This is a genomic window from Hanamia caeni (genome assembly GCF_003721595.1).
In the GTDB taxonomy this organism is placed as follows: domain Bacteria; phylum Bacteroidota; class Bacteroidia; order Chitinophagales; family Chitinophagaceae; genus Ginsengibacter; species Ginsengibacter caeni.
In genome coordinates this window covers 125,197-147,116 of the sequence record NZ_RJJR01000016.1, presented here as the reverse complement: position 1 = coordinate 147,116, position 21,920 = coordinate 125,197, and the positions used below count along the sequence as shown (strand labels likewise).

15 protein-coding genes are annotated in these 21,920 nt (G+C 40.3%); 7 read left to right on the top strand and 8 right to left on the bottom strand.

Features of this window, described 5'->3' with window-relative positions; all coding sequences use genetic code 11:
* Positions 1 to 2,759 (bottom strand): hypothetical protein (locus EFY79_RS18030; protein ID WP_199727575.1); only part of this gene is annotated, 2,759 nt, incomplete at its 3' end.
* Between the two features lie 6 nt (positions 2,760 to 2,765).
* Positions 2,766 to 3,323 carry a T9SS type A sorting domain-containing protein gene (locus EFY79_RS18025; RefSeq protein WP_123122129.1) on the bottom strand — a complete coding sequence of 186 codons (558 nt, stop codon included), beginning with the start codon at positions 3,321 to 3,323 and terminating at the stop codon, positions 2,766 to 2,768.
* A 348-nt stretch (positions 3,324 to 3,671) separates the two neighbouring features.
* Here EFY79_RS18025 and EFY79_RS18020 point away from each other — a divergent pair, with 348 nt between their 5' ends.
* Entirely contained in the window at positions 3,672 to 4,943 is a 1,272-nt protein-coding gene (locus EFY79_RS18020) for a cation:proton antiporter (RefSeq protein ID WP_199727574.1), read from the top strand.
* A gap of 17 nt (positions 4,944 to 4,960) precedes the next feature.
* Here EFY79_RS18020 and EFY79_RS18015 read toward each other — a convergent pair whose 3' ends face one another.
* Positions 4,961 to 7,747, bottom strand: a complete 2,787-nt coding sequence (locus tag EFY79_RS18015; RefSeq protein WP_123122128.1) for a glycoside hydrolase family 2 protein — start codon at positions 7,745 to 7,747, stop codon at positions 4,961 to 4,963.
* Between the two features lie 342 nt (positions 7,748 to 8,089).
* Between EFY79_RS18015 and EFY79_RS18010 the strand changes: the two genes are divergently transcribed.
* Positions 8,090 to 9,190 (top strand): TlpA disulfide reductase family protein, encoded by a 1,101-nt coding sequence (locus EFY79_RS18010; RefSeq protein WP_123122127.1) that lies wholly within the window; start codon positions 8,090 to 8,092, stop codon positions 9,188 to 9,190.
* 72 nt (positions 9,191 to 9,262) lie between these two features.
* Here the strand turns inward: EFY79_RS18010 and EFY79_RS18005 are convergent, their stop codons facing one another.
* Positions 9,263 to 10,267, bottom strand: a complete 1,005-nt coding sequence (locus tag EFY79_RS18005) for a YncE family protein (protein WP_123122126.1) — start codon at positions 10,265 to 10,267, stop codon at positions 9,263 to 9,265.
* Positions 10,268 to 10,487: 220 nt separating this feature from the next.
* Between EFY79_RS18005 and secDF the strand changes: the two genes are divergently transcribed.
* From secDF to EFY79_RS17985, 4 genes are all read left to right on the top strand, one after another.
* Positions 10,488 to 13,478 (top strand): protein translocase subunit SecDF, encoded by a 2,991-nt coding sequence (gene secDF / locus EFY79_RS18000; RefSeq protein ID WP_123122125.1) that lies wholly within the window; start codon positions 10,488 to 10,490, stop codon positions 13,476 to 13,478.
* 68 nt (positions 13,479 to 13,546) lie between these two features.
* Complete coding sequence (locus EFY79_RS17995; RefSeq protein WP_123122124.1) at positions 13,547 to 14,614, top strand: glycoside hydrolase family 43 protein; 1,068 nt, start codon at positions 13,547 to 13,549, stop codon at positions 14,612 to 14,614.
* Positions 14,615 to 14,891: 277 nt separating this feature from the next.
* Positions 14,892 to 15,308 carry a hypothetical protein gene (locus EFY79_RS17990; protein ID WP_123122123.1) on the top strand — a complete coding sequence of 139 codons (417 nt, stop codon included), beginning with the start codon at positions 14,892 to 14,894 and terminating at the stop codon, positions 15,306 to 15,308.
* A 182-nt stretch (positions 15,309 to 15,490) separates the two neighbouring features.
* On the top strand, positions 15,491 to 17,098 hold the full coding sequence (locus EFY79_RS17985; protein ID WP_123122122.1) for a M1 family metallopeptidase: 1,608 nt from the start codon (positions 15,491 to 15,493) through the stop codon (positions 17,096 to 17,098).
* A gap of 46 nt (positions 17,099 to 17,144) precedes the next feature.
* On the opposite strand, the gene EFY79_RS17980 is transcribed toward EFY79_RS17985, so the two are convergent.
* Positions 17,145 to 19,034 (bottom strand): Nramp family divalent metal transporter, encoded by a 1,890-nt coding sequence (locus EFY79_RS17980; RefSeq protein ID WP_123122121.1) that lies wholly within the window; start codon positions 19,032 to 19,034, stop codon positions 17,145 to 17,147.
* A 142-nt stretch (positions 19,035 to 19,176) separates the two neighbouring features.
* On the opposite strand from EFY79_RS17980, the gene EFY79_RS17975 reads away from it, so the two are divergent.
* Positions 19,177 to 19,836 (top strand): metal-dependent transcriptional regulator, encoded by a 660-nt coding sequence (locus tag EFY79_RS17975; protein WP_123122120.1) that lies wholly within the window; start codon positions 19,177 to 19,179, stop codon positions 19,834 to 19,836.
* Positions 19,837 to 19,875: 39 nt separating this feature from the next.
* Here EFY79_RS17975 and EFY79_RS17970 read toward each other — a convergent pair whose 3' ends face one another.
* The 3 genes from EFY79_RS17970 to EFY79_RS17960 all read right to left on the bottom strand — a co-directional run bounded on the left by EFY79_RS17970 (position 19,876) and on the right by EFY79_RS17960 (position 21,904).
* A complete protein-coding gene (locus EFY79_RS17970; RefSeq protein WP_123122119.1) occupies positions 19,876 to 20,226 on the bottom strand; it encodes a TfoX/Sxy family protein in 351 nt (116 codons plus the stop codon).
* 53 nt (positions 20,227 to 20,279) lie between these two features.
* A complete protein-coding gene (locus tag EFY79_RS17965; protein WP_123122118.1) occupies positions 20,280 to 21,284 on the bottom strand; it encodes a YncE family protein in 1,005 nt (334 codons plus the stop codon).
* A gap of 71 nt (positions 21,285 to 21,355) precedes the next feature.
* Positions 21,356 to 21,904 carry a GNAT family N-acetyltransferase gene (locus EFY79_RS17960; protein ID WP_123122117.1) on the bottom strand — a complete coding sequence of 183 codons (549 nt, stop codon included), beginning with the start codon at positions 21,902 to 21,904 and terminating at the stop codon, positions 21,356 to 21,358.
* Between the last annotated feature and the right edge of the window lie 16 nt (positions 21,905 to 21,920).

The following is a 21,920-nucleotide window of genomic DNA, read 5'->3' as shown; positions in this document are numbered from 1 at the left end:
TCGGAAATATTTACTTTAGTTGCTATCGAGTTATTTACTGCCGATGTATTTGCATAAGGACTCAGCATAGCAGTGGTGTCAGCAATATTTAATTTTAAATTCAACCTGCTTCCAACCAGGCTCAAAGAATCAATCATGCGCTGCGTTCTTGCATAGGAACTCAGCATGGAAGCGGTGTCGGAAATATTTACTTTGGTTGTTCCTAATAATGTTTCTACGGTTGTTGCTCTTGTAATTTCTGAAGTGAGTATATTTTTAATACTATCATTCGTATTGATGCGATCAGTTACTTCGGCAGAAAGATTGGTTGTTAATATATTTTCTGAACTGGTTGCCCTGGTTATTTCAGAAGCCAGATTGTTTTTAATGCTGTCATCTGCATTGATACGGTTAGTAATTTCAGAAGCCAGGGCAGTAGAACTTCCTGATGAAACTGCATCTACATAAGTCTTTACCGCATTCTGTGTGGGAAATAAAACGTCACTTGTTCCAAGAGAAGTTGCTGTTGATTTATTGGCAGCATCTTCTTTGGTAGCCTCTGCCGCTGTAGCTCTTGTTGTTTCAGTAGCAAGATTATTTTTGATACTATCATCTGCATTGATACGGTTAGTTACTTCAGCAGCAAGATTGTTTGTTAAAGTATTTTCTGAACCGATAGCCCTGGTCACTTCAGAAGCCAGATTGCTTTTAATACTGTCATCTGCATTGATACGGTTAGTAATTTCAGAAGCCAGCGCGGTGGAACTTCCTGATGAAGCCGCATCCACATAAGTTTTAACTGATTTTACACTCGGATATTTTGTGTCAGAAGAAGCATCGGTAATAATATTGATGCTCTTATTAGCATTATCTTCTTTGGTAGCCTCTGCTGCTGTAGCTCTTGCTGTTTCAGCAGCCAGATTGTTTTTAATACTGTCATCTGCATTGATACGGTTAGTTACTTCAGCAGCAAGATTGGTTGTTAAAGTATTTTCTGAACCGATAGCCCTGGTCACTTCAGAAGCCAGATTGCTTTTAATACTATCATCCGCATTGATACGGTTAGTAATTTCAGAAGCCAGCGCAGCAGAACTTCCTGATGAAGCCGCATCTACATAAGTCTTTACTGCATTCTGTGTGGGAAATAAAACGTCACTTGTTCCAAGAGAAGTTGCTGTTGATTTGTTGGCAGCATCTTCTTTGGCAGCCTCTGCCGCTGTAGCTCTTGTTGTTTCAGAAGCAAGATTATTTTTGATACTGTCATCTGCATTTGTGCGATCAATTACTTCAGCAGCAAGATTGGTTGTTAAAGTATTTTCTGAACCGATAGCCCTGGTCACTTCAGAAGTCAGATTGTTTTTAATACTGTCATCTGCATTAATACGGTTAGTAATTTCAGAAGCCAGGGCAGTGGAACTTCCTGATGAAGCTGCATCTACATAAGTCTTTACTGCATTCTGTGTGGGAAATAAAACGTCACTTGTTCCAAGAGAAGTTGCTGTTGATTTGTTAGCAACATCTTCTTTAGTAGCCTCTGCGGCTTTAGCCCTTGCTGTTTCAGAAGCAAGATTATTTTTGATACTGTCATCTGCATTGATACGGTTAGTTACTTCGGCGGAAAGATTGGTTGTTAATATATTTTCTGAACTGTTAGCTCTGGTTACTTCAGAAGCCAAATTGTTTTTAATACTGTCATCTGCATTGATGCGATTGGTAATTTCAGAAGCCAGCGCAGCAGAACTTCCTGATGAAGCCGCATCTACATAAGTTTTAACTGATTTTACAGTTGGATATTTTGTATCAGAAGTGGCGTCAGCAGCAATGTCTGTGCTTTTATTGGCAACATCTTCTTTAGTAGCTGATAAATTATTTTCCGCATTTGTTGCCCTTGCTGTTTCAGAATTTAAATTGGCATTAATTGTTGCTTCACTGGCAGTGCGATTGGTAATTTCTTCATTCAAATTATTGGTGATCGTTGCATCTGCATCAGTGCGGTTAGTGGTTTCTGCTGCAAGCTTGTTAGTCAAAACATTTTCGGCATTTGCGGCTCTTGTTATTTCGTTATTTACATTGGTATTAATTGATGCAATGTCCGCCATTGCTGCTGCAGACTTGTAATAAGGACTTAACATCGCCGCAGTGTCTGACACATTTACTTTGCCCGCGATTGAATTGGTTATACCGGTTTTAGTTTCGTAAGGGGCCAGCATCGCGGCAGTGTCTGAAACATTCAGTTTATTGGTGAGAGTGGTTACTACAGGCTGCGATAATTTTGACAGGCTGATACTTCCATCTTCTATCTTACTGTTGGTAATGGCATTGTTAGCAATTCGGGGATTAGGATACATCCCTGTTAAATCACCGCCGGCATAACCCGAAGGGGTAGCGCTTAATGCATAAGGAACACTTTGCAATTGCGTGATGCCGGCAAGGCTAAAATTGCTTAACCCGTTAGGATCTATTTCAAGCTTAATATATTTTTGACCGGTTGACCAGTTCACATCCTGCATGGTTCCCATCACGTTGGTAGCGCCTTTGCTTCCAATAAGTATATTGAACAGCCCCACATAATTGGTCATCACTCTTCTTGTTTCACGATAAGCTACCTGCCCGCCTGCGGCGCTGTCAATCAAAGAAATTCTGACCGTAATATTTTGATAGGTAATAGGTGCGCCGGACGCATTACGGGCAACGCCCTGGTAATTTAGTTGCTGGGGCACCTGTGCCTGTGCTGCTGTTATAAACAATATGGCTACAACAAATAATAACGCTCTCTTCATATATAGTTATTGGATTTTTTCGAATTTAAAAGTTCCCTGTTTCAATATCTTTCCCTCGTCTGACCTTAATAATATTCTTAAGAGATAACTTCCGGATGATAAATTTTTGAGATTCCAGGAGACAGTACTTGTGCCATTTACCTGGGAAAATTCTTTTACGCCGAGGACTTTTCCTTCAAGAGTTAATAGTTGTACGGATACTTTACCGGTGGTGGTGGATCTGAAATCTATATAAACAATATCCGGCGTGGGCACGGGATAAACGCGAATTTCCTGGATGGTCCACATAGGGATCGCAGAATTAAACAGGATATGATTTTTATCGAATGGCTGAAGAACCCCGCTGGTTACATACCATTTTTTTCCTACAATTAAATTGGAATAAGCATTTTCGCCCTGGAAAGTTTCGATAACAGTAGATTCGCCAATGCTCCAGTCAACCATGAATGAAGAATTGAGCTTTGCGGTACCGCCTCCCAGGTTGAAGGTAGCCGGGGTAACAGCTGATTGAGATTTTGACTGTAATGAAAGGAGTAGAAATGCGAATAATACTGTTTTTTGCATGAATTTGGATTATAAAACGCAGGAATTAACTATATAACTCATTAGTTATATAAATATTGTTGTGCGATGTATTTATCGCACACAAGAATCCATCACATTTTAAAGATTCGCTTAATTAGCTTTCAGGGATTTTAATAACTTAGTTTTTTACATCTTCATCAAAAAACGGATGTATGGCGATCTGTTGAGATTTATAGTAAACGAATAAATATGGTGATTTCCTGTGTTGCAATCCCCTAAAAAACCACCATAGAAAGGTTCGCTAAAAAAAATCATTCTATATTGCAGGATAACCCCGGGAAAAAAGCTGGACAGAATTGTCTCATCTGAAATTCATTATTTATGACAATGACCATAATCATAATAATATGTGTCCTGCTTTTGATTGGCTATTTATTTGATTTGTCATCTGCCCGCACTAAGATACCTTCAGTGATTCTTTTGCTGATTTTAGGATGGGGCGTAAGGGAAATAACAAATTTTTTTTCAATTACCGTACCTGATCTTTCAAGGCTGCTGCCAATTCTTGGAACGCTGGGTTTGATTCTAATTGTGCTGGAAGGCGCATTGGAGCTGGAGATCAACCGCTCGAAATTCAGTCTGATAAAAAAATCCTTTTTCAGCTCGTTCGGTTCTATCATACTATTATCATTCCTTATTTCCTATGCTTTTCATTATTATGGTGATGTGCCAATGCGCCAGGCGTTAATTAATGCTATTCCCATTTCAGTTATAAGCAGCTCCGTAGCCATATCCAGCTCAAAAAATCTTTCATTAACCAACAAAGAATTTGTGGTGTATGAAAGCAGCTTGTCAGATATCATGGGTGTCGTTTTTTTTAACTTTGCCATCGAAAATGATATTGTAACAGGCCAATCTTTTATTCACTTTGGCACGCAGGTACTCATCATCTGCGTCGTATCTTTCATAGCTACCCTGGTGTTATCTTTTTTATTGCGCAAAATTGATCACCCAATTAAGCATGCGCCCATAATTATTCTTTTGATTTTGATTTATGCTGTTTCAGAAGTTTTTCATCTTCCGGCCCTCATATTTATTTTGTTCTTTGGTTTGTTTCTCAGCAATATTGATGGTATGAAAAACTTAACGTGGATTAACAAGCTTAATCCTTATAAATTTAAAAAGGAAGTGTCCACCTTTAGCGAAATCGTAATGGAAGGCGCTTTTCTGATTCGCACATTTTTTTTCACCTTGTTTGGCTATTCCTTCGAAACGAAGGAAATTCTTAATGAAAGCACTTTCAATTCTGCCCTTCTGATTTTTGGCGCAATCGTGGTTGTCCGGGCAATAGTTCTTTTGATAGCACGCATACCGTTTTTTCCCCTATTGTTTGTGGCTCCTCGTGGCCTTGTAACCATTCTTTTATTTTTTGGAATCCCTGCTGCCATGGCTTTTCCGCTGGTAAATAAATCGCTGGTTATCCAGGTGATAATTTTAACTGCCTTGTTTATGATGATTGGACTTATGGTTACGGGAAAAAAAAGAAGTGAGGATAAAGTGAAAGAAAAACAATCCGTGATAGAAGAATTTGCTGCTCCAGCGCCTTCCGGCGACGAGAGCAATATGAGGCATTTGCCTCTCAACGAAAGAGGCGAGTAAAATGATTTTATACCTAATCAGTTTACATCAAAAATTTTCTTTTCTATATTCCACGCGCTGAGCGCCAATTGCGGGTTTGCCCCTTTTATCATTTCAGCAGGAATGCTCACCCTGATAGTTGTGGCTTCATTGGGAGATAACGAAAAATAATTGTCAGACCAAAAGCTGGGAAGTACTTCTTTCCCATCAACAATGATTTGCGGATTAATGAAGAATGCGATTTTTTGGGTGTTGTTTGCAAATTCAAATACGTAAGAAGTAGTCCTTTTCGTTTTTTCTTTTTTGATGATTTTCATACTCATGTTTGAAGCACTTAAATTTTTCAGATTCTTAAAATCATGATCCGGAGAAAACCAATAAGTATTATGAGAAATAACTTTTCCGGCTGCGTTTTTCAGAACCAAAACAACAAATGAAATTCCCTCTTCCTTAGACAAAACTTCTGATAAAGAAATAGAGGGTGAAATATCACTTGCCTTTACATTGATGAGTTTTTCCTGGCTGAATATTAATTTGCTTTGCAGATCAAACACTTTTATTTCAGCAGAAAGATTGCTTTCACTTTTGTAGGAACGATTGACAATTGCCACTGTGGAATCGTCCAGGTTTAATTGAATATGTACCGGCTCACAGGCCCTTTGCATAAAATAGTAGCCGGCGTTGGGATTCAGGTACCAATCGTACACCTGCCAGATAACACTCGGAAAGGCAGCATTTAATTTCCACAACATTACGCCGCCGGTTTCGTTGAGCTTGTGGCCCGCCGCTTCAAATATTCCACGATAGCCGTTAGCGTTTACCAATTGCATTTTGTCAGAAAAATCTTTAATGCTAACCGGCGCTCCATAGCGTGCTGCCATTGCATCGTAATAAGTATCATAGTGCCCGTTGCCTACACAGGCATCATGGTATCCCCATGTATTGTTCAGGGGAAACGGTAATGATGAATCCGGAACAAGGTTGTTTATAATTCGCGGCAATGTTTCATAAGGCGGCTGTGAAGGAATTCCTGTCTCATCTTTAAAAAGCCAATCTCTGCCCCTGTTCACCAATTCATAATAATGTGCAGCATCCTGCCATGAGTAAGGGCCTCCGCTGTAAACGCCTGAAGGCCCGTCGTCCGGCCACGATCCTTTCCAGCCGCCAGGTAGTTTGGCAAATCCTGATGAACTTGGTATGAAGGGTCGTGTTCCATCAAGCGCAGCAACATTTTCCCTCATGGCATCGTATAATTCTTTACGGGCGTGGCCTTCGTTTCCACCCGTCCATACCAGCAGGCTTGGATGGTTTCTGATCCGGTAAATAGTGCTTACCATATTATTGATAAAAACATTTCCCTGCAAAGGCCAATCGGGTGAGCCTTTAAATTCACCCTGCGTATCACCGGTAATCCAGAAGTCCTGCCATATCAATAATCCATACCTGTCAGCGGCATCAAAAAACATATCCGGGGGCGCAACACCTCCGCCCCATATCCGCACAAGATTAATATTTGAATTTTTACACAAATGCAATTCATAATCATACCTCGTTGAATCGCGATTCAGCATCATATCCGGGACCCACGCGCCGCCTGTAAGATGGACACGCCGGCCATTCACATAAAAATCTCTCCTGGCCCATCCGTTTACCATTTCCACTTTTGAAGACACTGTCCGGATGCCAAAAACAACCGAGGTGTCGTCCGTAATTTTTTTGCCATCATCAAATTGCAAGCGCATGCGATACAAATTCGCATAACCGTGACCGTTAGGCCACCACACATGTGGATTATTAATAGTAAACTGCGTGAAATTACGCGATGACAAGCTGAAGACCCCGGAGCTGTTGCCTTTCACAGTTAATCTTTGATGCACAGTAAACGGCTTACCTTCAAAATTTTCAGGGCTAATGGTAATTTTTAAAGTGCCTGTTTGGGTAACCGGCGTAAAATTGTTTAAAGAAAGATTTAAAGAAATCTGCGCAACGGTCGTGTCATATCCACCGGGAAATACAGTTTTAATCTGTGGATTTTCAATCACCACGTTTCCTGAAGTTCGGAGATAAATAGGCTGCCAGATTCCCATATTTCTGTCGCGAACCGCGGGCATCCAATCCCAGCCCACCGAGCAAAGCATCGTAACATTTTTTCCGATATCACCCGTGGGGCCTCCGTTTGCAAAAAAATCCCCGAGCGTTTTCAATTGAGGTGTTGCGGGCAGGCCGGGATAATCCAGCGGATAAATTTTAACAGCAAGACCATTCGTTTTTCCGGGCAAAATTGCCGTGCTTACATCTAAAGAATATTGCGCGAACATACCCACCATCTGGCTGGAATCAGCAATGCGAATTCCATTTACCCAAACTTCGGCTCTGTAATTAATGCCTTTAAAAATAAGTTGAAAGTGCTTTCCCTGGTCGCCGGAAGGAACCTCAAATGTAGTGCGATACCAATATGGCTTTTTCCAGGGATTGGGTTCATGAGGAAGAAAACTATACTGAGCCAGGTTGTATTCATGGTTGAATGAATCTGAGGCATCCGGAATAAGCATATTATTCATGCCGGTATATGGATCAGGATACACTTTGTTTTTTACCAAACCGGTCAAAACCGTTGAGGGCACTTTTACCGGAAACCAATACAGATTTGAATGGTAATCCGGATCGGAGAGTTCCTTTCCATCTTCGGCAACAACGGCCGAAGATTGCATATCAAAATCAGACAAGCGTATTTGCCTGGCTGCGGGGCTTTGCGCGTTTGCATTGGTTATGATCAGGTAACAGAAAATTGAAAGAAATAAGGGAATAGATGGCTTTTTTTTCATCAGACATTTATTAGATTAGAATGGGTTTTTAAAAGTAAGTATAGTTTTTTTGATTTTGGCTAACCATAGATGATTGGTATCTTTCTGAAGATAAAAAGATAAAAAAATACCATCGCTTCCAGCCGATTTATCTTTTTTTACAACATGATTCGGTGCATGAAATTGCATCGAAATAAAAAACAGGTTTTTTATCCTTTTACTGTTGAATTAAAAACTATTACAATAAAACACCCTGCTTGCCAGTAAATGAATAAAAAATACGAGTTCTTATTTTCACAATTCAGTTACGTTTGCGCATAAAGTTTTTTTTCAAATACGCTTAACTTTGGCCAAATTATTTTGATGAGAAAAATTATTGTGATTATTTCTGCGCTTTTTTTCTTCACTTCAAATTTGATGGCGCAGGATTCTGCATTTGTTATCAATGGCCATCTTGAAAAAATTAAAAAAGGAACGATTTTCCTGAATATTTATAAAAACAATGAAACGTTTAAAGATTCTGCAGCGATCGACGATGGAAAATTCCGGTTCACAGGATTTATATCTTCACCTTACTTTGCCACGCTGACATTGCCTGAAAGGCGCAACGATTATTTCACTTTTTATATTGAACCGGCTCAAATGGAAATTCTTGGCCGTGGCGATTCTCTGAAACTGTTAAGGGTGAAAGGCTCTGAAGTGAATTCAGACGACAAGCTTTTAAAAGAAAGGATGAAGCCGGTTGCGGAATGGGAAGCTAACAATAGTAGAATTTATGAAGAGGCATATAAAGCTAAAAACCGTAAAGTAATGGACAGCCTCGACCAGGTGGATCTTCAGATACTGGACGCTAAGCGGAAAGTGGTGGCTTCCTTTGTAAAAGACTATCCAAAATCTATGCGGGGAGCGATGGCCATTCTTGAAAATTTCTCCTATTATGCTGAGGCTGATGAAGTAAGGCCTTTGTATCAAGCGCTGGACCCTTCTATCCAAAATTCAACTAAAGGAAAACAAATTAAAAAAATGGTGGACACTTATGAAAAAGTAGCCATCGGCAAGCCTGCTCCCGCCATAAATCAATTTACCCCTGATAGCAGCCAGCTTAGCCTTTCCTCGCTAAAAGGAAAATTTGTTTTAATTGATTTTTGGGCAAGCTGGTGTGGACCTTGCCGAAGAGAAAATCCGAATGTGGTGGCCGCATATAACCAATTTAAAGATAAAGGTTTTACCATTTTGGGTGTTTCGTACGATACTAAAAAAGACAGGTGGGAAAAAGCCATCGCTGACGACCATCTTGACTGGAACCAGGTTTCAGACCTGAAAGGCTGGCAAAACGCAACGTCTGAAGAATATGGAATTAAGGCTATTCCTTCAAATGTGCTGGTGGACAAGGAAGGCATTATTGTGGCTAAAAATATTTTTGGAGAAAAGCTTGTAGCAAAATTGAAAGAGTTACTGGATTAGCTGAGCATTTAAATTCCCTGCATCGTCACTTTTTCAATCAATTATTGCGGGCAGAAAATTATTTCGCAATATTTATTCTTTCACTACCAATACATTAAAACTTCCCGGAACAAAACTGCGACGGCCCGAAGTAGCTTTTGGATCTGCAGGAGCTAAAGTTGCAGCAGGTAAAAACAAGGTGTTATCTAGAGGATCAAGCGCAATAGTTCTTGCTGTTGTTTGTGTCGGAACTGTTTGTGCCACCTCAAAATGATTGGCATCTTTTTCTTTGATAACTGTCAGAACGCCTTCGCCGCAGGAGGCAAAAATCAAGTCATTTTTTGGATCAAAAACTACTCCATCGCAACCATCGCCAATACGAACCGAATCAATCACTTTTCCATTGGTGGCATCAGCAACGATAAGCATTTTATTGTCGCAGCCTGCAAAAAGCCTGTTTGTTTTTTTATCCAAAGCCAATCCTGTTGCGGATTCGCCCGGCGCAATGGGCCAGCGGCTCATCACTTTGTAATTTTTCAGATCCACTTCGGCTATCTCGTTTTGGTCTTCAAGATTTACGAACAATTTTCCCTTTCCATCGCTTACAGCTTCTTCTGGTTTTCCGCCAAGCTCTATTGTTGCTATTACCGAATTTTTTTCAGGATCAATTACAGAAAGAGATTTAGTTCTGCCATTGCAGGTGATTATTTTTTTTGAAAAAGTTTCATAACTAATTGCATCCGGATTTTCTCCCGTGGCAATTTTATCCAGTACTTTATTAGTGGTGAGGTCAAAAACAAAAACATTATTCAATCTTCCATTACTGGTATATCCGCGGTGCAAGTCATTATCGAATGCGATTCCATGCACTCCTGTTGTTCCCTCAATAATGCCAATAGAGTCACCGGTTTTTTCATCCAGGATATTTACCTGCGATCCGTGAGCAACATACACTTTGCTGTTATTGATCGCGATATAATCCCATCCGCCTGAACTTTTGATGGAATATTTTTTCTCGACATGATAAGTGGGTTGGGCAACACAATGAGCAACAAGGAAAGTTGCTAAAACCAGACAGCTATAAAATCTGATTTTCATAAATTTTTATTTATTGGTTATGCAAGTTATTGAAAAAGCAACGGCTTGTTTGAAAAGTTTTCTTTTCAAAATATATTTTTTGAAATAAAATTGATTTTGAAAAGCCTTTAAAATCAAGCAGTCAGATGCTTTTTTTATACTCTGTTAAATTGGGCATAATATCCGTTAAATTTTTGCTGTCAAACCACTATCTTTGCGACCTTCAAAAATAGAATCATTTATGAAACTGAAAGGTTTGGTGTGGTTTTTTGCCATCACTCTTATTCTCATATCCCTGTATCAACTTTCCTTTACCTGGGTGGTCAATAGTCATGAGAATAAAATGAAGGCGAAAGCCATACAATTTGTTACCCGGAGCCATCCGGGAATCAGCGGCGATGCAAAAGCTGAACTTGTTCAAAAGACTTTTCACCATTACCTCGACAGCACCAGGGACGATAAAATTTATCCCCTGCTTGGAACTACTTATCAGAAGTCAAAAGAAAATGAATTAAGTCTGGGCCTTGACCTGCAGGGTGGTATGGCGGTAACGTTGAATGTGAGCCTCGATGGATTGCTAAAGTCGTTAAGCAACAATCCAAAAGATCCCCGCCTGTTAGAAGCCCTTGCCACTGCCAACGCGCAAAAAACCAACAGTGATAAGGATTTTATTTTATTGTTTGCGGATGCATTTAAGCAAAAAAATCCGAACACAAACCTTGCTTCGGTTTTTGCGGGTGCAGGAAAAACAATTAAAATTACAGACAACGATCAATCTGTCATCGATCAATTAGAAGCAACAGCCAAAACCGCTATTAACCAGACTTACAAGGTACTGCTAAAACGTATCGACCAGTTTGGGGTGGCTTCTCCCTCTATCAATCTTGATGTAAACAAGGGAATTATCAATGTAGAACTTGCCGGAGTTCAGGATGCGGAAAGGGTGAGGAGCCTGTTACAGGCATCTGCTCATCTTCAATTCTGGGAAGTATATAATATAGGGGAAATAGGCAAAAATATTGATGACGCAGATAAAGCGCTTGCTGATTACCTCGCCGGAATTAGCGATACCGCGCAGTCTGCAGCAGAGCTGGCAGCCGATTCTGCGAAACTGATGGCAAATGAGCATCCTCTCGGAAGCGTCATTCATTTTATTCCCCCTCAACAAGGCAGCGATGGCAGGCCGCAATATTATTCTTCCATTGCCACCGTTGAAGCAAAAGACACCGCTCTTGCCAACAAATATCTTTCGATGGATGTGGTGAAAAATAATTTTCCGCCAAACATAAAATTCCTCTACGGCCTTGAGCAGAAAAACGATAAAACCGGCCAGCGCTATTTTGAATTGTATGCCATCAAAACCATTCCGGGTACCGACAGGGCCAGGCTGGAAGGAGAGGGCGTAGAAGATTCCCGTTCAGATTATGACGAACACGGGCGTCCGGCAATCAAAATGACGATGACGCCGACCGGAAGCCGCACCTGGGCAAAAATGACAGCCGATAATGTGAACAGGCCAATTGCCATTGTGCTGGATGATATAGTATATAGCGCACCCAATGTAAATGGGCCGATAGAAGGAGGTAATTCTGAAATCAGCGGAAACTTTACCGTTCAGCAGGCGCAAGACTTAGCCAGCATTTTGAGGATTGGTAAAATTGATGCGCCCGCTAAAATCGTGCAGGAGCAAATTGTAGGGCCTACTCTTGGTGAAGCCGCAGTACATGGTGGTATGCTCGCTTTTGTAATTGCCTTCATTGTAATCTTCATTTTAATGTTGATTTACTATAACACAGCCGGATGGATTGCCAACATTGCGCTGATATTAAACCTTCTTTTCACGGTGGGCATTTTGAGCGCTTTAGGCGCTACCTTAACGGCCGCCGGTATTGCAGGCCTCGTGCTTACTATCGGTATGGCTGTGGATACCAACGTAATTATTTTTGAAAGAATAAAGGAAGAACTTGCCCGGGGCAAAAGTCACCCGATTGCAGTAAGGGATGGGTATGTACGTTCTTATGCACCCGTAATTGACGCCCACGTTACGGTGTTTTTAACTGCGGCAATCCTGTTCTATTTTGGGTTAGGACCTGTTCTTGGATTTGCTACCACGCAAATGCTGGGTATTTCGCTGTCATTATTCTGCGGAATCCTCATTTCAAGACTGGTGACCGATGTATATATGAATAAAGAAAGGCATTTTAAATATTTCACCAGCTTTTCAAAGAAAATTTTTCAACACGCGAGTTACAAATTCATCGAATACCGTAAGGTAGCTTACATAATTTCGATATTCGTTTTAATATTTGGTGTTGGCTCCTTCTTCAACGGGTTTGAAAAAGGCGTTGAATTTAAAGGAGGAAGAAGCTATACCGTTCAGTTTGATCATAATGTAGATCGCTCAGCTATTGAAAAACCTTTACACACAGCGTTTGAGGGGGATTATCCTGTGATAAAAACGGTAGGCGATAACAGGCACCTTGAAATCACAACGTCTTATCTGAAAGGCGAAAATAATGCCGACAGTGCAGTGCAGGCAAGACTGTTTCAGGGACTGAAGTCACAGCTTCCTTCAGACCTTACAGAGGCAGAGTTTTCCAAAAATTATATCCAGGCGCGGCAATTGGTACAGCCGGTAATTTCAAAAGACCTGGAAAGAGGAGCAATAAAAGCGGTAATCTTTGCCATTATCGCCATCATTGTTTACATCTTCCTTCGCTTCCGCGACTGGAGATATTCTGTAGGAACCATTATCTCTTTACTTCATGATGTATTTGTGGCACTGGCCGTGTTCTCCTTCTTCAAAAATATTGTGCCTTTCCCTTTACAGATTGATCAGCACTTTATCGCGGCAATTCTGACGGTGGTCGGCTTCTCGATGAACGATACGGTTATCGTATTTGACAGGATTCGTGAAGACAGCCATAACATGCCGGGCGCTTCAAAAGAATCCATTATCAACCGCGCTATTAATGACACTTTGAGTAGAACGATAATGACTTCTGTTACAGTGTTTATTACATTGCTCGCGTTGTTTATATTTGGTGGCGAAGTAACGCGCGGATTCTCTTTTGCGATGCTGATTGGTGTGGTAACCGGAACTTACTCTTCTATTTTTGTTGCAGCGCCCATCCTGATTGAATTTGCAAAAGATAAGCCTTTGGGAACCGCAAGAATTAAGAATGAAACTAAAAAGAAAGCGCCTAAGGCTAAATTGGTGCAGTCAAAATAATTTCAATTTTATTATTATCAAAAAACCGGTAGTTTGCATTGCCGGTTTTTTATTTTAAACCCAACGCTATGAAGATTTCAAAATTTATTCTAACCTTCTTTTTTATACTTTCCGGTTTGGTTTCCTTTTCACAAAAAAACAAAGAGAAAGTAAAATCCGGAAATCCCATTTTTCCCGGATGGTATGCCGACCCTGAAGCGCACATCTTTAACCATACTTATTGGATTTATCCTACTTATTCAGACGATTACAAAGATGTGCCATCTGGCAGGACGCCCCTTTCTGATTATCAAAAGGAAATTCAAAGCAATACGATTAGCGCCGGCTATAAAAGACAAACTTTTTTAGACGCATTTTCTTCAAAAGATTTGGTGCACTGGACAAAACATTCCCACATTCTGGATATAAAAGATGTAAAATGGGCGGCGTACGCGGTTTGGGCTCCTTCTATCACTGAAAAAGACGGAAAATATTATTTATTTTTTGGTGCCAATGACATTCAAAATGACCAACAACCCGGCGGAATGGGCATTGCAGTTTCTGATAGCCCTGAAGGCCCTTTTGTAGATTATTTGGGGAAGCCCCTGATAAATAAATTTTATAATGGCGCCCAGCCAATTGATCCTTATGTTTTTAAAGATACAGACGGTCAATACTACTTAATTTACGGCGGCTGGCGGCATTGCAACATTGGCAAATTGAACAGTGATTTCACCGGTTTTATTCCTTTTGCAGATGGAACGCTTTTCAAAGAAATCACACCCGATAAATACGTGGAAGGTTCTTACATGTTTGTGCGCAACCACAAGTATTATTTCATGTGGTCAGAAGGTGGGTGGACAGGGCCTGATTATAGTGTGGCTTACGCAGTAGGCGATTCTCCGTTTGGCCCTTTCAACAGAGCCGGAAAAATATTACAACAAGACTCCACTGTTGCTACGGGCGCAGGCCATCATTCTGTGATCAATATACCCGGAACTGACGATTGGTATATCGTGTATCACCGTCGCCCACTGGGTGAAACAGATGGAAACCATCGCGTGGTGTGCATTGACAGAATGTATTTTGATAAAGAGGGAAGTATTCTTCCGGTTAAGATTACGAAGTCAGGCGTTGACGAAAGAGAGCTGAAGTAATAAGAATTTGCTAAGTTGGAAAATATCAAAGGCACAAAGTCACGAAGAGAATGCTACATGTAATTTGTTTCTGAGGATTCTTTGTAAAACACAGTGTCTTCGTGTCTTTGTGGCAAATTCAACTCATTATTTTCAATTCAAGTTCAGCAGATTTGCATCCAAATAAAAATAGCTAATATTTATCCGTTTACTGTTCCTGGCATATTAATTAAAAAATAGGTCATCTTATTTAATATGTAAATTCTTTAATTAAATTTACTTTCTAAACCCGTTAAATATGCCTGCTAAAAAATCAAGCTCAAAAAAAACAGCTTCTCCAAAAGTCAAATCGGCGCTGAATAAAATCGCGGAAAAAATCGGTACCGTTGCCGGCGAAATTGCAGTGAAGAAAGAACAGATTACAGACATGGCTTCCAATGCAATCGAGGCAGTCAAATCAAAAATACACGAGGCTACAGCGCCCGAAATCAAAAAGGTAAACACGGCTGTGAAAAAAGTTTCCAAAAAGACTAATTCTTCAAATACCACCAAAATGGCGAAGGGAAAGGCTGATAAAAAAATAGTCGCTTCGCCAAAGAAAACAGCAACTGCCGCCAAAAGCCCACTGAAAAAAGCAGTGTCGCAGGCAAATAAAAAAGCAAGCCCGGCACGCAAGCCGGCAGCTAAACCGGCGAAAAAGGCGGTCAAAAAATAGAGGCCTTAAGCCACTGGCTTTTTGTATCGCATTTTTTCGGAAGAATACAATGATTGCAGGTTTCGTTTACGTCTGCGCTTACAAAAGCGCTGGGTTATTGTTTTGATTGGAATCAAATAAATGTATCGTGAATTTTATTTGTCTTCTTTCACTATCTTCTACGATTTATTTTTGCCTCACCGATGAAGAAAATAATTTTATTACTCATTTCCGGGCTTATCACTACATCTCTTTTTGCCCAAATGCCCACCAATGGCCTCGATGTGCAGCATTATGGTTTTTACATCCGCCTGAATGATAGTAATAACATAGTGCAAGGCAAAGCTGTTATCACCACAGCTTTTGTAAAACCTGTGAATGCGGTAATTTTTGATTTCGTAAAAAAGAAAAGCGATGGCAAGGGGATGACAGTAAACTCTGTAAGTAAAGATGGAATTGAATTGGGTTTTATGCAGGATACGGATCACCTGGTGATAAAAGACAAGGGTGTGGCTGGAAATAAAAATATTTATACAATCACATACCAGGGAATTCCTGCGGATGGATTAGTGATAAGTAACAATAGATACGGAGCGCGCACTTTTTTTGGCGACAATTGGCCAAACTGCGCGCACAACTGGATTCCGTGCAACGATCATCTTTCGGATAAGGCATCGGTTGATTTTTATGTGACGGCTCCCGGCCATTACCAGGTAATTTCAAATGGGAAAAAGATTGAAGAAACCAATCTTCCTAATCAGCTTAAATTAACGCATTGGAGAGAAACAGCACCTTTGCCTGTAAAGGTGATGGTGATTGGCGTGGCAGAATTTGCGGTAAATAATTTTGCACAAGTGGATTGTATACCTGTTTCTGCATGGGTTTATCCAAATGACCGTGATAGCGGATTTGCGCGGTACTCAATTGCTGCCGGTATTTTGCAATGGTATATAAATCATATCGGGCCGTATCCGTTTGAAAAGTTGGCAAACGTGCAATCCACTACGATTTTCGGAGGCATGGAAAACGCAGGCTGTATTTTTTATTTTGAAAAATCGATAAATTCAAAAAACCTTGAAAGCCTGATGGCACATGAAATAGCTCATCAATGGTTTGGAGATTATATAACCGAAATTGACTGGCCGCATGTATGGCTAAGTGAAGGATTTGCTACTTACATGGCTAATCTTTACGTGGAAGATAAGTATGGAAAAGATTCATTAAAAAATTTACTGCGTAAGCAAAGGAATGAAATCATAGATTATTCAAAAGAACATACTACACCTGTGGTAGATACTTCCGAAAGTCATCACCTGATGAATTTGCTCAATGATAATAGTTATCAAAAAGGCGCGTGGGTGCTTCACATGTTGAGAAGGAAGACAGGTGACAGTTTATTCTGGAAAGCTATCAGGCTTTATTATAAAACCTACGGCGGAGCCAACGCATCCTCCGCAGATTTGAGAAAAATATTTGAAGAAGTTACTCATCAAAACCTTGAAACGTTCTTCAGGCAATGGCTATATGAGCCGGGCCAGCCGGAATTGAAAATCAACTGGAATTATAATAAGTTTCATAAAGAGGTGGAAATAAAAATTACGCAAGCCCAAAATAATTTATTCGAATTTCCTTTGTCCGTGCGCTTTTCTGATGAGAAAAATACAGTTACAAAAGCAATTAAAGTAAGCGACAGGAGTACTCAAAAAAAATTTTCATTAAATTTTGAACCAACGCAGATAATCGTTGATCCGGATGTGGAGTTGCTTTTTCAGTTGATAGCAAATAATCCTGTCTTGTCTACAGGCAGGTAATGACAACGATTTTTATTATCATTGTTTAACTGGCATTTGACAAGAATTAATTAACTATCAAAATCGGAATTTTGATTTTATGCCTTAAGGCATCTACTGTAGTTCCCAGGATAAGATCTTTAAATCCGCGATGGCCATGGGCGCCCATTACCAGCAAATCAATATTTTCATTCATTATTATTTTTGACATTTCCAAAGCGGGCGTTCCAAATCCGATTTGAGCCTGGGCTTTATAATTCATTTGAGTTAATCTCTGCTGATATTTTTCAAGATTTTTTTTGTCGGATTCGGTTTCGTAATCGTGGGCATTTTTGCCAAGATAGCGGGCGGCGGCGCTTTCAACCACATGAATAAAAGTATAGCTTGCAGATTTACCTCCAATCATCAACGCGTTTTGAATAATTTTTTCATCCTTCCCCGTAAAGTCAATAGCTATCCCAATATGATTATATTTAATGACTGCGCCCTCAGTAATAATTTCTGCAATTCCATGTGGCACCTGTTTCCGCTCCTTCACGATCCTCGAAATCCTTGACATTCTCAAAATGAACGGATGTGCGAAAACGTAAATCAATAATAGCATGCAGGCTATTGCAATAGGAATAACAATTGAATATATCATCACGGAATTTCCTGCAGCATTTGTTATCCATGTTTCAATTTCCTGGATTACCAACCGGATATTGAGATAAACAATTATCGCCGCGCTCAGCCATGCTAATATTTTCACCCAGGCTTTAATAGTAAATTCTTTCATGAATTTTTTGTCTGAATTGAAATGTATCAGCGGGATAACAGCAAAGCCTAATTGCAAACTCAAAACTACCTGGCTTAAAACAAGCAGATCACCAAGTGCGTCAGACCCAAAATAAAGTATGGTAAACAACGCTGGAATTATTGCAAGAAGTCTTGTTATTAACCTTCTGAGCCAGGGCCGTATCCTGATGTTTAAATGCCCTTCCATTACAATCTGCCCCGCCAATGTCCCTGTCACAGTTGAGCTCTGACCCGCTGCAATAAGAGCGATAGCGAAAAATGCAGGGGCGGTTTTGCCAAATAATTGTTCAAGCAATACTGACGCGTCCTGGATTTCAGCAATATGAAAATAGCCATTTACATAAAAGGCTGCGGCTGCCAAAACCAGAATTGCAGCATTTACGAAAAAAGCAAGGTTGAGCGCGATAACGGTATCCAATAAATTAAATCGAATGGCTTTTTTCATTCCTGCCGAAGTATGTTCAAATTTCCGCGTTTGCACAAGCGAAGAATGTAAGTACAGATTATGGGGCATCACCGTAGCCCCAATAATTCCAATGGCAATGTACAAGGATTCTCCTTCCAATTTGCCAGGCATAAATCCGCTTAATACATCGGTGTAAACTGGCGCCACGATAAACATCTCAATTAAAAATGAGATGCCGATAATGGCCACCAGCGAAATAATAAAAGCTTCCAATACGCGCATTCCTTTATGCAGCAAAAGCAGTAGCAGCAAAGTGTCCAGCGCGGTAAGACAGATTCCCCAAATTAATGGCAGGCCAAATAATAAGTTCAGGCCGATGGCCATGCCCACAATTTCTGCGAGGTCGCACGCGGCAATGGCAATTTCAGCAAGAATATACAGTGGAATATTTGCCCACCGCGGGTAAGCATTTTTTGATGCCTGCGCCAGGTCCATACCTCTTACAATTCCTAATCTTGCGCTTAATGATTGCAAAAGAACCGCAATCAGGTTTGACATAAGAAGCACCCAGATTAGCTTGTAACCAAATGCCGAACCACCAGCGATATCAGTTGCCCAGTTGCCCGGATCCATATATCCAACGCTTACCAGGTACGCCGGGCCAATAAACGCTAATATGCCTCTCCATCCTTTTTTTTGTGTTGCTACTGTTGCGTGAACTTCATGCAGGGAATGCGAATCATAATTTTTCATACTTACAAAGCCTCTTTTAAACTTTTATTTGCACATTTAGAATTTCTATCTCAAAAGTATAAAGTTAGACTAATCTAATGAAATTTATTTTATTAACTAACTTAATATTTAGATAATTGATAATAATTGTTAGTTTTGCCTTATGAACTCATTGACGGAAGAAAATTATCTGAAAGCGCTGTTTAATATCGCCAATAAAGATGGTGAGGTGAATGTGGCTGATTTATCAAAAAGCCTTGATTTAAAGATGCCCACCGTGACGAGCATGGTAAAAAAGCTGGCGAAAAAGAAGCTGGTTCATTATGAGAGTTATAAGCCGCTGCGTCTTACTGAAAAAGGAAAAAGAGAAGCGGGGCTTATCATTCGTAAACACAGGCTTACCGAAATGTTTCTTGTTGATAAGATGAAGCTGGGTTGGGAAGATGTGCATGACATTGCTGAACAAATTGAACACCTCCATTCGCCTGTATTTTTTGAAAAGATGGATGAGATGCTGGGCTTTCCAAAATTAGATCCTCACGGCTCACCAATCCCCGACAGGGAAGGGAAAATGGCTTGGAAGGAATATAGTAAGTTGAGCGATTGCAGGCCTGGCCAAATAGTAAAGCTGGCGGCAGTCATAAATACATCTACGGAATTTTTAAAATTTCTTACTGCGCGCGAAATGAGATTGGGATTGAAAATTAAAATAAAATCCATAGAGCCGTTTGACAAATCAATGGTGATAAGCTATGCAAAAAGGCCATCCGAAACTTTGAGTAATGTGGCGTGTGAAAGATTGTTGGTAGAAACGGTTTCCTGATTAACAAATCATTCCTTTTTTTAAATCGTTTCCTGTCGGTTATGATTTTTTCTTTTTGGAAGCTTTTGCCTTGTCATTAAACATCAGGCAAAGATCAACCCAAAACTCTAAATCCTTTTGGGATGAATAACCTGCGCTGTTTACATAACAATATCCTGTCAATTGCCTGCCTTTCATTATCAGGGGCTCATAGCCTGGTTTATCAGCTACCTCATTCTCCCTGCCAGGATCAAACCTGCACATGAGTTTTTCGTTGCTAATATTGATGCACATCTTGCCGTTAACGATGAATGCCAAGCCGCTGAACATTTTCTTTTCCTGAATAATTAAGCTTGTTGATTTTGCTAGATACTTTCTTACCCTTTCTGCCAAATTCGTGTTGTAGGCCATGGTTTTATTTTGTGAATGAGTAAAGCCATAAATAGGATTAATTCCTGTTGCAGTTATTGACTGATATCCGCCCAGGCAAGCCCGTCCGGATTTTTACCAACATCAATATGATTAATCACTTTCAGCGTTTTTAAATCAATTACAGCTATATAATTATCCGGCGAGCACGCTATATACGCTTTTGACCCGTCGGAAGTGACCATAATTCCTGCTGCGCCGGTCCCCACTTTAACCTGTGCAATTTCTTTTCGGGTTTGTGCATCATAAATAAATACGGCGCCTGCCCGAAGGCTTGTGACAAGCACTCTTTTACTATCAGGCGTAAATTGTAGCCGGTTTGCGCCCTCAATTTTTGCATCAATAGTTTCAATAACTTTTTTTGTTCTAAGGTTAAGAATATAAATCTTTCCGTTGTCACTTGCAACGGCCCATAATTCGTGAGTGGTTGGCGACACATCAAATCCCTCAACGCCGTTTGATAAAGGAATAACGGTTTGTTCCCAATTTTCCCTTTGTCCTGAGGTCGTTTTTGCCAGGATGCTTACGGTTCCTGATGAAACGTTTGAAGTATAAATGTTATCGGCATTCTTGTCCACGTAAATCATGTGAGTTCTGTTCTGGCCGGTGCCCATGCTCCATTCAACTTTACCGCTTGAGGGATTATAGCAGCCAACCGCTTTGGAACCTTCAGCAGTAAACCAGATCTCGCTGTCTGCAAAAGCCAATCCATGCGGGCCGAACAAAGGCCTTGTATCGATTGTTTTAAGCGGTTTCATTGAAACAAGATCAATAATATCCAGTTCATGAAAGCTGCCTCCACCATAACTCGAAACATAAGCTGTTTTTCCATCTGCAGCAGCAATCACTTCATGAGGGTCATTACCCACCGGAACACGCGCCAGCACACTGTTGGTGCCTGGATCGACAATAGCTAATGTATGATCCGATTTTGAAAGAGCCAATAATCTTGGTTGTGCAGCGCAACCGGTTGAGGCAAAAAAGAGAATTAGAAAAAAATTTCTAAATAGCTTAGCTTGTACCGAGTTTCGATTTTTCATGCTGAAATGGTTTGGGTGAAGGGCTTTATAAAATTAAGGATTTTAAAATTTTTGGATTCTTTTAAAAATCATTATTTGTTGCCGGGTAGCCATTCTTTGCTTAATACAGAATATACTTCAAGGTCCAGGAATTTCCCGTTTACCAGCTCGGCTTCACGAAGGGTGCCTTCTTTTAGCATGCCTAATCTTTCAGGGATAGACCGGCTTCTTTGATTATCTGTCGCTGCCCTTATCTCTATCCTGTTCAGTTCCAAAGTTTGAAATGCATAGGTAATCAGGCTGCGGGTGGCTTTTGAAATAATTCCTTTGCCTTCCGCTTCTTTTATCAGCCAATAGCCAATGGAAGCATTTTTATTTTGAAAATTGATATTATGTATGCCTATTCTTCCTATTACTAATTTTTCTGAAACGAATAAAAAGGTAACTTCTTTTTTCTCTTCGGTTTGAGCGATGCTATTTTTTATATACTCCTTCACGTTAGTGATGCTTTTCATGTTTTCAACCCATGGCAAAAAACGGGACAAGTGTTCCCGGTTGGTGTTAATCGCCTGGAACATTGATTCAGCATGCTTTTCAGAAGTCAGTTCCAGGTTTATATTTTCAGTGATTTGTATAATCATGACAATAGTTTAAGAT

Bases quoted from the DNA above. Each gene is read 5' to 3' on its own strand.
- EFY79_RS18025 (WP_123122129.1), bottom strand. From the start codon at position 3,323: ATGCAAAAAACAGTATTATTCGCATTTCTACTCCTTTCATTACAGTCA.
- EFY79_RS18020 (WP_199727574.1), top strand. From the start codon at position 3,672: ATGACCATAATCATAATAATATGTGTCCTGCTTTTGATTGGCTATTTA.
- EFY79_RS18015 (WP_123122128.1), bottom strand. From the start codon at position 7,747: ATGAAAAAAAAGCCATCTATTCCCTTATTTCTTTCAATTTTCTGTTAC.
- EFY79_RS18010 (WP_123122127.1), top strand. From the start codon at position 8,090: ATGAGAAAAATTATTGTGATTATTTCTGCGCTTTTTTTCTTCACTTCA.
- EFY79_RS18005 (WP_123122126.1), bottom strand. From the start codon at position 10,267: ATGAAAATCAGATTTTATAGCTGTCTGGTTTTAGCAACTTTCCTTGTT.
- secDF (WP_123122125.1), top strand. From the start codon at position 10,488: ATGAAACTGAAAGGTTTGGTGTGGTTTTTTGCCATCACTCTTATTCTC.
- EFY79_RS17995 (WP_123122124.1), top strand. From the start codon at position 13,547: ATGAAGATTTCAAAATTTATTCTAACCTTCTTTTTTATACTTTCCGGT.
- EFY79_RS17990 (WP_123122123.1), top strand. From the start codon at position 14,892: ATGCCTGCTAAAAAATCAAGCTCAAAAAAAACAGCTTCTCCAAAAGTC.
- EFY79_RS17985 (WP_123122122.1), top strand. From the start codon at position 15,491: ATGAAGAAAATAATTTTATTACTCATTTCCGGGCTTATCACTACATCT.
- EFY79_RS17980 (WP_123122121.1), bottom strand. From the start codon at position 19,034: ATGAAAAATTATGATTCGCATTCCCTGCATGAAGTTCACGCAACAGTA.
- EFY79_RS17975 (WP_123122120.1), top strand. From the start codon at position 19,177: ATGAACTCATTGACGGAAGAAAATTATCTGAAAGCGCTGTTTAATATC.
- EFY79_RS17970 (WP_123122119.1), bottom strand. From the start codon at position 20,226: ATGGCCTACAACACGAATTTGGCAGAAAGGGTAAGAAAGTATCTAGCA.
- EFY79_RS17965 (WP_123122118.1), bottom strand. From the start codon at position 21,284: ATGAAAAATCGAAACTCGGTACAAGCTAAGCTATTTAGAAATTTTTTT.
- EFY79_RS17960 (WP_123122117.1), bottom strand. From the start codon at position 21,904: ATGATTATACAAATCACTGAAAATATAAACCTGGAACTGACTTCTGAA.